Annotated in this window: 15 protein-coding genes and 3 tRNA genes; 16 read left to right on the forward strand and 2 right to left on the reverse strand. The window is 51.6% G+C overall.

All coding sequences use genetic code 11. From position 1 onward, the window contains the following. Nucleotides 1-49: 49 nt before the first annotated feature. The 8 genes from fliB to sdiA all read left to right on the forward strand — a co-directional run bounded on the left by fliB (nucleotide 50) and on the right by sdiA (nucleotide 7073). Entirely contained in the window at nucleotides 50-1255 is a 1206-nt protein-coding gene (gene fliB, locus EKN83_RS10050) for a flagellin lysine-N-methylase (protein ID WP_126800861.1), read from the forward strand. Between the two features lie 129 nt (nucleotides 1256-1384). Next, complete coding sequence (locus EKN83_RS10055; RefSeq protein ID WP_025759917.1) at nucleotides 1385-2104, forward strand: RNA polymerase sigma factor FliA; 720 nt, start codon at nucleotides 1385-1387, stop codon at nucleotides 2102-2104. 54 nt (nucleotides 2105-2158) lie between these two features. Then, nucleotides 2159-2710 carry a flagella biosynthesis regulatory protein FliZ gene (gene fliZ / locus EKN83_RS10060; RefSeq protein ID WP_025759916.1) on the forward strand — a complete coding sequence of 184 codons (552 nt, stop codon included), beginning with the start codon at nucleotides 2159-2161 and terminating at the stop codon, nucleotides 2708-2710. Between the two features lie 86 nt (nucleotides 2711-2796). Further along, a complete protein-coding gene (gene tcyJ / locus EKN83_RS10065; protein WP_059385041.1) occupies nucleotides 2797-3597 on the forward strand; it encodes a cystine ABC transporter substrate-binding protein in 801 nt (266 codons plus the stop codon). 106 nt (nucleotides 3598-3703) lie between these two features. Then, nucleotides 3704-4690: a D-cysteine desulfhydrase gene (gene dcyD / locus EKN83_RS10070; RefSeq protein ID WP_095450066.1), complete on the forward strand. Its 987-nt coding sequence runs from the start codon at nucleotides 3704-3706 to the stop codon at nucleotides 4688-4690. A 21-nt stretch (nucleotides 4691-4711) separates the two neighbouring features. After that, nucleotides 4712-5380 (forward strand): cystine ABC transporter permease, encoded by a 669-nt coding sequence (gene tcyL, locus EKN83_RS10075; RefSeq protein ID WP_025759914.1) that lies wholly within the window; start codon nucleotides 4712-4714, stop codon nucleotides 5378-5380. After that, nucleotides 5377-6129: an L-cystine ABC transporter ATP-binding protein TcyN gene (gene tcyN / locus EKN83_RS10080; protein WP_045285389.1), complete on the forward strand. Its 753-nt coding sequence runs from the start codon at nucleotides 5377-5379 to the stop codon at nucleotides 6127-6129. Before tcyL ends, tcyN begins: the two co-directional genes overlap by 4 nt. 221 nt (nucleotides 6130-6350) lie before the next feature. Continuing rightward, complete coding sequence (gene sdiA, locus EKN83_RS10085; RefSeq protein ID WP_025759910.1) at nucleotides 6351-7073, forward strand: transcriptional regulator SdiA; 723 nt, start codon at nucleotides 6351-6353, stop codon at nucleotides 7071-7073. 66 nt (nucleotides 7074-7139) lie between these two features. On the opposite strand, the gene EKN83_RS10090 is transcribed toward sdiA, so the two are convergent. Continuing rightward, nucleotides 7140-7364: a DUF2594 family protein gene (locus EKN83_RS10090; protein ID WP_008500345.1), complete on the reverse strand. Its 225-nt coding sequence runs from the start codon at nucleotides 7362-7364 to the stop codon at nucleotides 7140-7142. Nucleotides 7365-7830: 466 nt separating this feature from the next. On the opposite strand from EKN83_RS10090, the gene uvrY reads away from it, so the two are divergent. From uvrY to EKN83_RS10120, 6 genes are all read left to right on the forward strand, one after another. Beyond that, nucleotides 7831-8487: a UvrY/SirA/GacA family response regulator transcription factor gene (gene uvrY, locus EKN83_RS10095; RefSeq protein WP_013096026.1), complete on the forward strand. Its 657-nt coding sequence runs from the start codon at nucleotides 7831-7833 to the stop codon at nucleotides 8485-8487. After that, nucleotides 8484-10316 carry an excinuclease ABC subunit UvrC gene (gene uvrC / locus EKN83_RS10100; RefSeq protein WP_045285387.1) on the forward strand — a complete coding sequence of 611 codons (1833 nt, stop codon included), beginning with the start codon at nucleotides 8484-8486 and terminating at the stop codon, nucleotides 10314-10316. The genes uvrY and uvrC overlap by 4 nt, the downstream gene beginning before the upstream one ends. A gap of 56 nt (nucleotides 10317-10372) precedes the next feature. After that, the gene (gene pgsA, locus EKN83_RS10105; protein ID WP_008500348.1) at nucleotides 10373-10921 is read left to right on the forward strand and encodes a CDP-diacylglycerol--glycerol-3-phosphate 3-phosphatidyltransferase; all 549 of its coding nucleotides are present in this window, start codon (nucleotides 10373-10375) and stop codon (nucleotides 10919-10921) included. Between the two features lie 152 nt (nucleotides 10922-11073). After that, nucleotides 11074-11149, forward strand: a tRNA-Gly gene (locus EKN83_RS10110). A 46-nt stretch (nucleotides 11150-11195) separates the two neighbouring features. After that, nucleotides 11196-11269: transfer RNA gene (locus tag EKN83_RS10115), tRNA-Cys, on the forward strand. 12 nt (nucleotides 11270-11281) lie between these two features. Then, a tRNA-Leu gene (locus EKN83_RS10120) sits at nucleotides 11282-11368 on the forward strand. 148 nt (nucleotides 11369-11516) lie between these two features. On the opposite strand, the gene EKN83_RS10125 is transcribed toward EKN83_RS10120, so the two are convergent. Next, a complete protein-coding gene (locus tag EKN83_RS10125; RefSeq protein ID WP_126800862.1) occupies nucleotides 11517-12008 on the reverse strand; it encodes an Hcp family type VI secretion system effector in 492 nt (163 codons plus the stop codon). A 203-nt stretch (nucleotides 12009-12211) separates the two neighbouring features. On the opposite strand from EKN83_RS10125, the gene EKN83_RS10130 reads away from it, so the two are divergent. Further along, nucleotides 12212-12604, forward strand: a complete 393-nt coding sequence (locus EKN83_RS10130; RefSeq protein ID WP_126800863.1) for a polymorphic toxin type 44 domain-containing protein — start codon at nucleotides 12212-12214, stop codon at nucleotides 12602-12604. Beyond that, on the forward strand, nucleotides 12582-13046 hold the full coding sequence (locus EKN83_RS10135; RefSeq protein ID WP_126800864.1) for a hypothetical protein: 465 nt from the start codon (nucleotides 12582-12584) through the stop codon (nucleotides 13044-13046). The genes EKN83_RS10130 and EKN83_RS10135 overlap by 23 nt, the downstream gene beginning before the upstream one ends.

Consider the following 13046-nt stretch of genomic DNA (forward strand, 5'->3'; position numbering starts at 1 on the left):
ACCCCGCTTCGGCGGGGTTTTTTTATCTCTGCTATTTGAGAATCCGCCTGTGAAACAAATCAGTGTCACTCAACCAAAGCTGGTCGCAGATTTTTCATGTGTCGGTGGGGAATGCCGTGAACATTGTTGTCAGGGCTGGACCATCGCATTTGATAAACCCTCCGTTAACCGCTATCTGAACAGTAAAAATGCCGCGATTCGTCAGACGGCGAAAACGGCGATAAATGTCACCAAAAAACACTATGGCCACTGGGGCGAAGTGATTTTCCATACGGAAAGCAAAAATTGTCCGTTTATGGATACCGAAAAGCTCTGTTCTATTCACAGCGCGATGGGTGCCCAGGCCTTAAGCCCGACCTGTTCGTCATTTCCACGAACAAACCGGGTCTATAAAAATGACATCGAAAAATCGCTCAATCTCTCGTGTCCGGAAGTGACCCGACTGCTGTTGAATGACCGGGACGCCATGTCGATGATGGAATCTATCAGCGTCCAGCAGGACGTCAATAATGCGCCGATGATTGATCTCCAGGCAAAAGTCATCAATCTCTTCTGTCAGAATATATTCAGCGTTGAAACGGTTTCCGTTGAAGAGCAGGTATACGCCGTAGTGAAATTCCTGATGGTGGCCGAAAAGCTCGACAATCTATCGGAGAATATCGGCACGCTCGAAACGGTTTATTTTTCACTGGTGAACGAACTGGTGAGCGGTAAAATCAAAACGGAGTTAAGCGGTTTTAATCAGAACTACAGTCTGAAATTCGCCTTAATCTCGCTGATTCAAAGTTACTTTACGAAGAGAGCAGGCACCCGCGGCGGCGCGGTATTGAACCGTTATTTTACCCAGCTGTATCAACAATTTGAGTCTGTCGGTGGTAGCGTACCGGCAGAGCAGGTGATGGAAAACATCGAGTCCGTCTGGCGCGATGCGGCGGGCAGCTACCTGGCCACCCATGACTATGTATTTAAGAACTTTTTTAAATATAAACTCTGGGAGCAGGGCTTCCCGCAAAACAATGGCCGCAGCATGTTGAATAACCTTTATTTAATCGTGGCGGAGTTCTATTTCCTGAAATCGTTACTGGCCGGGCAGGCCATCGTTGCGGGGAAAATTGAACAAGATAATATTATTGATGTTATTTACAGTTTCCACTCCCTGAGCCAGCATAATCAGGAAGCGGGAAAGCTCTTTCATCAACATATAGATAGCGTCAAACTGGGCGACGATCTTTCATTGTTACAACTGTTAATTTAGTGAAAAAAGTTGCCCCTGTTGTGGGCAACCTCAGAATAACCTCACTTTATCCCCCTTTTTCATCCAATTGAACGCCCTGCAGAATCGGATAATCATGCCGATAACTCAACTAACGCAGGGCTGTTTATCGTGAATTCACTCTATACCGCTGAAGGTGTAATGGATAAACACTCGCTGTGGCAGCGTTATGTCCCGTTGGTGCGTCACGAAGCATTGCGCCTCCAGGTGCGCTTGCCGGCGAGCGTGGAACTCGACGATCTGCTACAGGCGGGCGGTATCGGGTTATTGAATGCAGTTGACCGATACGACGCTCTGCAAGGAACGGCATTTACGACTTACGCAGTTCAGCGTATTCGTGGTGCGATGCTGGACGAGCTGCGCAGCCGTGACTGGGTACCGCGCAGTGTTCGCCGTAACGCACGCGAAGTGGCGCATGCGATGGGGCAGCTGGAACAGGAACTGGGACGCAACGCAACGGAAACCGAAGTGGCGGAACGTCTTGGCATTGCTGTTGAAGAGTATCGTCAGATGTTGCTCGATACCAATAATAGCCAACTCTTCTCCTATGACGAGTGGCGCGAAGAGCATGGCGATAGCATCGAGCTGGTGACGGACGAGCATCAGCAAGAGAACCCGTTACACCATTTAATGGAAGGGAATTTACGCCAGCGCGTGATGGAAGCGATTGACGCTCTGCCGGAACGCGAACAGCTGGTGTTGACCCTTTATTACCAGGAAGAGCTTAACCTCAAAGAGATTGGCGCTGTTCTGGAGGTGGGAGAGTCGCGGGTGAGCCAGCTGCACAGCCAGGCCATCAAACGCTTACGAACCAAACTGGGTAAGTTATAGGTGATTGATTCACCTGAAAAATGCCGCACAACGTATTGACAACCAGGAGTTATCATGACGGTGCAGCAATCTAAAAGACGGCCTTTAAGCCGCTACCTGAAAGACTTTAAACACAGCCAGACGCATTGCGCCCACTGTAACAAGTTACTCGATCGTATCACGCTGGTTCGCCGTGGCGAAATCGTCAATAAGATCGCGATTTCGCGCCTCGACACGTTGATGGACGAAGCAGCATGGCTCGAAGAGCAAAAAGAGTGGGTGGCGCTTTGCCGTTTCTGTGGCGATCTCCACTGCAAAGAGCAAAGCGACTTCTTCGACATTATCGGCTTCAAACAATTCCTGTTTGAACAAACGGAGATGAGCCACGGCACCGTTCGCGAATATGTGGTTCGCCTGCGCCGCCTCGGCCAGCATCTGACCGTAAACAACATTTCCCGCGATCTGCTCAAGACCGGCTATCTGGATGAGAATCTGGAGCCGTGGCTGCCGGCGACCAGCACCAACAACTACCGAATTGCGCTGCGCAAGTACGCGCAATATAAGGTGCAAATGCCGGGAGCGGTGAAGCAGAAAGCCCACGCCGGAACAACTTCTGATATATATTAAAAAAGAATAAGATGTAGCGCAGTCGCCTTTGACGTTGCAGGCGATTTCTCTACACTACGTAAAAATTCCACTATATCGGGGTATTTATGAAATTTGCACTTCTGGGTCGTCAGGCGCTGATGGGTGTTATGGCCGTTGCGCTGGTTGCGGGCATGAGCGTGAAAACGTTCGCCGCAGAAAACCTGCTAAATAAGGTGAAAGAGCGCGGTACGCTGCTGGTTGGGCTGGAAGGGACGTATCCTCCGTTCAGCTTCCAGGGAGATGACGGTAAGCTGACCGGTTTCGAAGTAGAGTTTGCTGAAGAGCTGGCGAAGCACCTCGGCGTGAAAGCGTCCCTGAAACCGACCAAATGGGACGGTATGCTGGCATCGCTGGATTCGAAACGTATTGACGTGGTTATTAACCAGGTCACCATTTCTGACGAGCGTAAGAAGAAGTATGACTTCTCCACCCCGTATACCGTGTCCGGTATTCAGGCGCTGGTGAAAAAAGGCAACGAAGGTGGGATCAAAACGGCAGCGGACCTGAAAGGGAAGAAAGTCGGTGTCGGTCTGGGAACCAACTACGAAGAGTGGCTGCGCCAGAACGTGCAGGGCGTGGATATTCGTACCTATGATGATGACCCGACCAAATACCAGGATCTGCGCGTAGGCCGTATTGACGCCATTCTGGTTGACCGCCTGGCCGCACTGGATCTGGTGAAGAAAACTAACAACACGCTGGCGGTGGCCGGTGATGCGTTCTCTCGTCAGGAATCCGGCATCGCGGTACGTAAAGGCAACGAAGACCTGGTTAAGGCGATCGACTCCGCAATTGCTGACATGCAAAAAGACGGCAGCCTGAAGGCGCTCTCCGAGAAGTGGTTCGGCGCAGACGTCACCAAATAAGTCTTTGACGTAAAAAAAGGCGCTTTTAAAAGCGCCTTTTTTATTTCTTACGCGTCTGCGTGCATAATGAAAAATATCACATTTTGTCTGAGTTACCGGAGAACCCATGCCACTACAGAATTTAACGCGCTTTCCTCGTCTGGAGTTTATCGGCGCGCCAACGCCGCTGGAGTACCTGCCGCGATTTTCTGATTATTTAGGGCGCGATATTTTTATTAAGCGTGACGACGTGACGCCGATGGCGATGGGGGGCAACAAGCTGCGCAAGCTGGAGTTTCTGGCGGCGGACGCCCTGCGCGAAGGGGCGGATACGCTGGTCACTGCCGGGGCGATTCAGTCTAACCACGTTCGTCAGACGGCGGCCGTGGCGGCAAAACTTGGGCTGCATTGCGTGGCATTGCTGGAAAACCCGATTGGCACGCGGGCAGAAAACTATCTGACCAACGGTAACCGCCTGCTGCTGGATCTGTTTAACGTGCAGGTTGAGATGGTTGATGCGTTGACCGACCCCACAGCGCAGCTCGATGAACTGGCGACGCGTCTCGAAGCTCAGGGCTTCCGTCCCTACGTCATCCCCGTCGGCGGTTCGAATGCGCTGGGTGCGCTGGGGTATGTGGAAAGCGCGCTGGAAATTGCTCAGCAGTGCGAGGGGGCGGTTAGCCTCTCCTCGGTGGTGGTCGCGTCCGGCAGTGCGGGCACGCATGCCGGGCTGGCGGTAGGGCTGGAGCAACTGCTGCCGGAGGTGGAGTTGATTGGCGTCACGGTGTCCCGCAGCGTCGCGGATCAGAAGCCCAAAGTGGTGGCTCTGCAACAGGCGCTGGCTGAGCAACTGGATCTGCAGGCAAAGGCCGAGATCCTGCTCTGGGATGACTACTTTGCCCCGGGTTATGGCACGCCTAACGAAGAGGGAATGGAAGCGGTTAAGCTGCTGGCGCGCCTCGAAGGCATATTGCTTGATCCTGTCTACACGGGCAAAGCGATGGCCGGACTGATTGATGGCATCGCGCAGAAACGCTTTAAGGATGAAGGGCCGATTTTATTTGTTCATACCGGCGGGGCGCCTGCGCTGTTTGCCTACCATCCTCATGTCTAAAAATCAGGTCGAAAAATAATAATGCAAGAAAGTATTCAACTGGTTATTGATTCGCTGCCTTATCTGCTGAAAGGCGCGGTATTTACATTACAGCTCAGTATTGGCGGGATGTTCTTCGGGCTGGTGCTGGGCTTTGTGCTGGCCTTAATGCGCATGTCACCCCTCCTGCCGGTACGCTGGCTGGCGCGCTTTTATATCTCCGTATTTCGCGGTACGCCGCTCATCGCCCAGCTCTTCATGATCTACTACGGCTTACCGCAGTTTGGTATCGAGCTGGATCCGATCCCGGCGGCAATGATTGGCCTGTCGCTCAATACCGCGGCGTACACCTCCGAAACCCTGCGTGCGGCTATCTCCTCCATTGATAAAGGGCAGTGGGAGGCCGCGGCCAGTATCGGTATGACCCCGTGGCAGACCCTGCGCCGCGCGATCCTGCCGCAGGCGGCCCGGGTGGCGCTTCCGCCGCTCAGCAACAGCTTCATTAGCCTGGTGAAAGATACTTCACTCGCGGCAACCATTCAGGTGCCGGAGCTGTTCCGTCAGGCGCAGCTGATTACCTCCCGCACGCTTGAAGTTTTCACCATGTATCTTGCCGCTTCGCTGATTTACTGGGTGATGGCGACGGTGCTGTCTGCGCTGCAAAACTACTTCGAAAACCAGCTTAACCGCCAGGAGCGTGATCCAAAATGAGTGCTATCGATGTCAAAAACCTGGTGAAAAAATTCCACGGTCAAACGGTACTTCACGGGATCGACCTGGAAGTCGAGCAGGGCGAAGTGGTGGCGATTATCGGACCGAGCGGGTCAGGAAAGACCACGCTCCTGCGCAGCATTAACCTGCTGGAACAGCCGGAAGGCGGCACTATCCGGGTTGGGGAGATAACGATTGATACCGGCAAATCCATCAGCCAGCAGAAAGGACTGATTCGTCGCCTGCGCCAGCATGTCGGCTTCGTTTTCCAGAACTTCAACCTTTTCCCACACCGGACGGTGCTGGAGAACATTATTGAAGGGCCGGTCATCGTAAAAGGTGAACCGAAAGAGGAAGCGACGGCGCGCGCGCGCGAACTGCTCGCCAAAGTCGGCCTGGCGGGTAAAGAGACCAGCTATCCGCGACGCCTCTCGGGGGGACAACAGCAGCGTGTGGCGATAGCGCGCGCGCTGGCTATGCGCCCGGACGTGATCCTGTTTGATGAACCCACCTCGGCGCTCGACCCGGAACTGGTGGGCGAGGTGCTGAACACCATTCGCCAGCTGGCGCAGGAAAAACGGACGATGGTGATCGTGACCCATGAAATGAGCTTTGCACGCGACGTTGCTGACCGTGCCATCTTTATGGACCAGGGACGTATTGTGGAGCAGGGGCCGGCGAAACGCCTGTTTGCCGATCCGCAGCAGCCGCGAACCCGTCAGTTCCTTGAAAAATTCCTTATGCAGTAGCATTTTCGCACTAATTTGCTCCAGAAATTTACTCTGGGGCAAATTATTCTCCTCCTTCACCTGATTCGATGTTTTTTTATTCCATCCTGCCTGGATAAACCTTATCAATAGTAAAGTTAATTGTGCTATTGCCGATATTTTGTAGTTAGAAATAAGTTTTATGTGTTAGGTTATATTCACCATAATAATGATTATCTTTTCAGAGGCTTCATTTAGTAAGTATGAAGGATTCAGACTTTTTCACCTGGCGACGGGATTGCTTCCTCCGGTTTCAGGAATTGACCTGTGCCGACGAGGTATATCAGGAACTTCAGCGACAAACGCAGGCGCTGGAATTCGATTATTACGCGCTCTGCGTGCGTCATCCCGTGCCATTTACGCGACCGAAGATCTCGTTGCAAACCACTTATCCAAAACAGTGGATGGCGCAATATCATTCCGCGAACTATTTCGCGATTGATCCGGTTTTAAAGGCGGAGAATTTCATTCAGGGTCATCTCCCCTGGACAGACGCATTATTCGCTGATGCGCAGGAATTATGGCATAGCGCACAGGACCACGGTTTACGCACGGGAATAACGCAGTGTCTGATGCTGCCTAATCACGCGCTCGGTTTCCTGTCAGTTTCCCGTACTAGTGTGCAGGATGTGCCGTTCAGGCAGGAAGAAATAGAACTGCGGCTGCAGATGCTGGTGCAAATGGCCTTAACCTCTCTGATGCGTTTTGCAGATGGGATGGTGATGCCACCCGAAATGAAATTCAGTAAACGTGAGCGGGAAATTCTGAAATGGACCGCGGAAGGGAAGACGTCAGCAGAAATAGCGATCATTCTCTCTATCTCGGAGAATACCGTTAACTTCCATCAGAAAAATATGCAGAAGAAATTCAACGCGCCGAACAAGACGCAAATCGCGTGCTACGCGGCGGCAACAGGACTGATCTGATTAGACAATACGTTCTGCGTGACAGACGAACGAACGGCTGAATGCACTGCACTCAGCCGTTTTTTGTTACTGGCGGTAGGCTTGTTTGATTTGCTTAACGGTGTTCGCAAATACCGCTGATTCAGCCTGGTCTTCCATCTCCGCGATTTGTTTTTCCATTTTAATGATCACACGGCCAGCGTCAGCCTGGCCCATCGCCTGCAGCATCAAGGTCAGCAGTGCTTTCAGGCAGTTTACTTCCTGTGCCAGTTCCTGGTTATTCTCCGCAGTGGCAAATTCAGGTGTGCTCATTTATTTTCCTCATTATTAAACGGCGCTAAAGCGCGACGACGAAAGTCAAGGCGGCGGAGTATACCACAAGCTGAAGCAAAAAATGCAGCGGTTGTTTTTCGTACTTTTACGCGGGTGTTTAATTGCGTAAACAGAACGTACCGGTAAACTGAGCCGCTGTTAATGGCGATTAATTGTATATGCCCGGTTCGTTTGTCGTTAATTATTGTTACAAAAATTTGAGAACTGTTTTTTGGCGGCTAAAGGGTGCAGATTTTTCGTAACTTTTTGAATACAGATGCTTAAAAAAAGGCGCAAAAGCCCTGAATGCACGGACTCGCTTTCCAGGGACTGTACAGGCTAATTTCCAAAAACGAGAGCAGAATCCAATAGCGGGTTTTTTAACGTTTTAATCTTGTGAGGAAAACCGTTAATATAAACCAAATTAACACTCAGTAGCGTTATCCCTATTCTGGAGACATTTCCTTTGATCAACGTCCTTCTTGTTGATGACCACGAACTGGTGCGCGCAGGGATACGACGCATTCTTGAAGATATTAAAGGTATTAAAGTTGCCGGCGAGGCGTGCTGCGGCGAAGACGCGGTAAAATGGTGCCGCACAAATTCCGCCGATGTGGTGTTAATGGATATGAACATGCCCGGTATCGGTGGTCTTGAAGCCACACGCAAAATCGCGCGTACCTTTGTTGATACGAAAGTCATCATGCTGACCGTGCATACGGAAAATCCACTGCCTGCGAAAGTAATGCAGGCGGGTGCCGCAGGTTACCTGAGTAAAGGGGCTGCGCCGCAGGAGGTGGTGAATGCTATCCGTTCCGTGTTTGCCGGACAGCGCTACATTGCGTCCGACATCGCTCAGCAGATGGCGCTGAGTCAGATCGAACCTGAGAAAACCGAATCACCGTTTGCCAGTTTGTCTGAGCGTGAATTGCAGATTATGCTGATGATCACCAAAGGTCAGAAGGTGAATGAGATTTCGGAACAGTTGAATCTCAGCCCAAAAACGGTGAACAGCTATCGTTATCGCATGTTCAGTAAACTGAACATTCATGGTGATGTTGAACTGACGCATCTGGCCATCCGACATGGTTTGTGTAATGCAGAGACGTTGTTAAGTCAGTGAGTGAAGTGTTCGATTCAAAAGCATTTCTGAAAACCGTTACCAGCCAGCCTGGCGTCTATCGCATGTATGACGCTGGCGGTACGGTTATCTACGTGGGGAAGGCGAAAGATCTCAAAAAACGCCTCTCCAGCTATTTTCGCAGCAACCTTGCCTCCCGTAAGACCGAAGCGCTGGTCTCACTTATTCATAATATTGATGTTACCGTCACGCACACTGAGACCGAAGCGCTGCTGCTTGAGCACAACTATATTAAGCTCTACCAGCCGCGTTATAACGTGCTGCTGCGTGATGATAAGTCCTACCCGTTCATTTTCCTGAGCGGCGACACCCATCCTCGCCTCGCCATGCACCGCGGTGCAAAACATGCGAAGGGTGAATATTTTGGGCCGTTCCCGAACGGCTATGCCGTGCGTGAAACGCTGGCGCTGCTGCAAAAAATCTTCCCGATCCGCCAGTGTGAAAACAGCGTCTACCGTAACCGCTCGCGGCCGTGCCTGCAGTACCAGATTGGGCGCTGCCTTGGGCCCTGCGTGGCCGGGCTGGTGAGCGAAGAAGAGTATGCCCAGCAAGTGGAGTACGTGCGCCTGTTTTTAGCCGGAAAAGACGATCAGGTGTTAACCCAGCTGATTGAACGGATGGAAAAGGCCAGCGCCGCGCTGGAATTCGAAGAGGCCGCGCGCATCCGCGACCAAATCCAGGCGGTACGCAGGGTCACGGAAAAACAGTTTGTCTCCAATAGCGGGGACGATCTCGACGTCATCGGCGTGGCCTTTGACGCCGGAATGGCCTGCGTGCACGTTCTCTTTATTCGCCAGGGCAAAGTGCTTGGCAGCCGCAGCTATTTCCCGAAAGTGCCTGGCGGCACCGAACTGGGTGAAGTCGTGGAAACCTTTGTCGGCCAGTTCTATCTGCAGGGGAGCCAGATGCGCACGCTGCCGTCTGAGATCCTGCTTGATTTCAGCCTTGATGATAAAACCCTGCTGGCCGATTCGCTTTCCGAACTTGCCGGCCGTCGGGTCAATGTACAGACCAAACCGCGCGGCGACAGGGCTCGTTATCTAAAGCTGGCGCGCACCAACGCGGCGACGGCACTGACGACGAAACTGTCTCAGCAATCGACGGTAAGCCAGCGTTTAACGGCGCTGGCCACACTGCTGAAGCTGCCGGAAGTGAAGCGTATGGAGTGTTTCGACATCAGCCATACGATGGGTGAACAGACGGTAGCGTCCTGCGTGGTGTTTGACGCCAATGGCCCACTGCGCGCGGAATACCGTCGCTATAACATCACCGGCATTACGCCGGGAGATGACTATGCGGCGATGAATCAGGTACTGCGCCGTCGGTATGGTAAAGCGATTGAAGAGAGCAAGATCCCGGATGTGATCCTGATTGACGGTGGGAAAGGGCAGCTCGGCCAGGCGAAAGCGGTCTTTGAATCGCTTGACGTCAGCTGGGATAAAAACCATCCGCTGCTGCTGGGTGTGGCTAAAGGGGCCGATCGTAAAGCCGGTCTGGAGACCCTGTTCTTCGAGCCGGAAGGTGAGGGCTTCAGCCTGCCGCCGGACTCCCCGGCGCTGCACGTCATTCAGCATATTCGCGACGAGTCCCACGACCATGCCATCAGCGGTCATCGCAAAAAACGCGCGAAGGTGAAAAATACCAGTACCCTGGAAACGATTGAGGGCGTGGGGCCGAAACGTCGGCAGATGCTGCTGAAATATATGGGCGGATTGCAAGGATTACTCAACGCAAGTATGGAAGAAATTGCAAAAGTGCCGGGTATTTCGCAAGGGCTGGCAGAAAAGATCTACTACTCGTTGAAACATTGAGGACTCTGTAGCAACATAGAGCTAAATTTTACTGACAACAAATAGTTACCGTCACTATGCAATATAATATCCCTACGTTGCTCACTCTCTTTCGTGTCGTACTCATTCCATTCTTTGTGCTGGCGTTTTACCTGCCGGTTGTCTGGGCGCCTTTCGCCTGCGCACTGATCTTCCTGATTGCGGCGGTTACCGACTGGTTTGATGGCTATCTGGCCCGTCGCTGGAATCAAAGCACCCGTTTCGGTGCCTTCCTCGATCCGGTAGCGGATAAAGTGATGGTGGCTATCGCGATGGTGCTGGTGGCCGAGCACTATCATACCTGGTGGGTAACACTGCCGGCGGCAACCATGATCGGCCGTGAGATCATCATCTCCGCGCTGCGCGAGTGGATGGCGGAACTGGGGAAACGCAGCAGCGTGGCGGTCTCCTGGATTGGTAAAGTGAAAACGACCGCGCAGATGGCAGCGCTGGTCTGGATGCTCTGGCGTCCAAACGCCTGGGTTGAATGGGCGGGCATTGGTCTGCTGTGGGTGGCGGCAGTGCTGACGTTGTGGTCAATGCTGCAATATTTGAACGCCGCGCGCGGGGATTTGCTTGATCAGTGATCGTTTCGCCGTAATTTTCAGCAAACGATCCGGGGATGCAAAAAATAACGTTGACTCATAACGTCATATCAGTAGAATGCAACGCATCGAACGGCGGCACAGCAAGCCGGACGATAATGAAATCAAGTGGTTAGACGTTTACTTGATGACATGCGGGAATAGCTCAGTTGGTAGAGCACGACCTTGCCAAGGTCGGGGTCGCGAGTTCGAGTCTCGTTTCCCGCTCCAGATTAAAGACATGCGCACTAGCGGGTGTCACTTTGAAAAGTTTTACGGCGCGTTAGCAAAGCGGTTATGTAGCGGATTGCAAATCCGTCTAGTCCGGTTCGACTCCGGAACGCGCCTCCACTTTCTTCCCGAGCCCGGATGGTGGAATCGGTAGACACAAGGGATTTAAAATCCCTCGGCGTTCGCGCTGTGTGGGTTCAAGTCCCACTCCGGGTACCATGGGAATAAGCAGAATAATCAAAGCAATAAGCAGTGTCGTGAAACCACCGAAAGGTGGTTTTTTTGTGCCTGAATTCTACCTTTCCGCTTTCGACTCAATGACCCGGCGCGGCCGCTATTAAACAGTGGGCGGATTAACCGCCCTTAATTACGCTGTCACACGCTCATTCCATGCATCTGAGTATTGGACGTTTCCATCACAATACTTCCAGGTAATCCGCTCATAGCGAAGTTGTAAACCTTCATTATGATTATGTATCTGAAGCCCTGGCTCTTTGCAGTTATGCATGACGGGGTTAATACTGACTACCCTGACGTTTTCAAGCAGCATGTTAAAATATTCAACCTCTTGTCCCGCATCGTTAATTTTATACCACTTGATCTCAGCACTTTTTAGCGTCTGGCCAGTGGCAACTGCTTTGTAGAGATACGGACTTGAACTATCAAACTCTTTTTCGATTACTAGCGGTGCGTGTAGGCGCGTACCCGTGATTTTACCTGTCCCATTATCGGTTGGTACTAATAATCCGTGACTAAATGAAAGGACTTCAATGCTTCCTTCACGATCCTGTACATCAACTGATCCTTTGATATCCGCGCCGCCGTCGTCCTTTAGCCAGAGATAAGCCGGAATAGCCATTTTCAATACTCCTTTTTGGTGGGTAAAAGGTTATTAACAGCTAAAACGGGTTTGTCTGTAATACAGATTGTGTTATCGATGAGATTAATCAAATAGTATTACCTATTGATATAAATAATAAAATTAATAGTTTGATCTCAAACAGTACACTGCGTAGCCGTTGCCCTTATGTTGCTGGTTTTGCCAGGTCAAAGGAATTAACGATGGCATGCATACCGATTTACCCGCCCCGTGGACTGGAGATTTTGCGGGAACACATCAGGCTCGCGAGGGCACGGCGCGAAGTGCAGGATATGGCCACCCCGCTTACATATATCTGGTTTTATCAGCGAGTCAGAAACGGCGGGTCGTGGGATTACAAACAAAAAAATCGACTGTGGGCTGATTTTGGTAACTTTCATTTTGGCGCAGTTGGTTATGCAGCATGCATTCCCGCAAAAATTCTACATATGGCCGCTGGCGCAGCGCAGTGGAAAGCGGGCACATCACGCGAAGATTGGGGAAATTTCACGCAAGGTCCCCCGTTCGGCGATGACCCGATTGATCAGTTCTGGATAAAACAGGGAATTGACTATGCTAAACAGCATCACTTTTAGAGTGCTGCATTGGATCACTACCATAATTATGGGCGTTGCGATCGCAGGGTACTGTTATTTACAGCATATCGAGCGCGTAACGGTGCGTGACAAACTTTATGAGGTTCGCCAGCTCACACCACGAACATGGTTATACATTACTGAATACGCTGAGCCGGACATGACTACGGGCAACGTTTACCGCTATTTTTTAGCGAGCAAGATTAACGGCGATCCGCTGGTCGGTCTCGAAAAACAGAATATCGCCCCGACCCTCACGGCGAATACTCCGCGGGCAAAGGTTGACGGGATCGGCAATAACATCTCTTTCACTGTTCATGGGACCGTATATGACTTTACTAGCTCAGCATTTTTTTATGATGCTGAGGGAATCGCGGTCGTACCGTCAATCGACTTAACCGCCCGAGGTGAAGGTTGGGATAAAGGAAAATTCAGCAGATAA

It is taken from the genome of Enterobacter sp. WCHEn090032 (assembly GCF_003986875.1).
Lineage (GTDB): Bacteria > Pseudomonadota > Gammaproteobacteria > Enterobacterales > Enterobacteriaceae > Enterobacter > Enterobacter sichuanensis.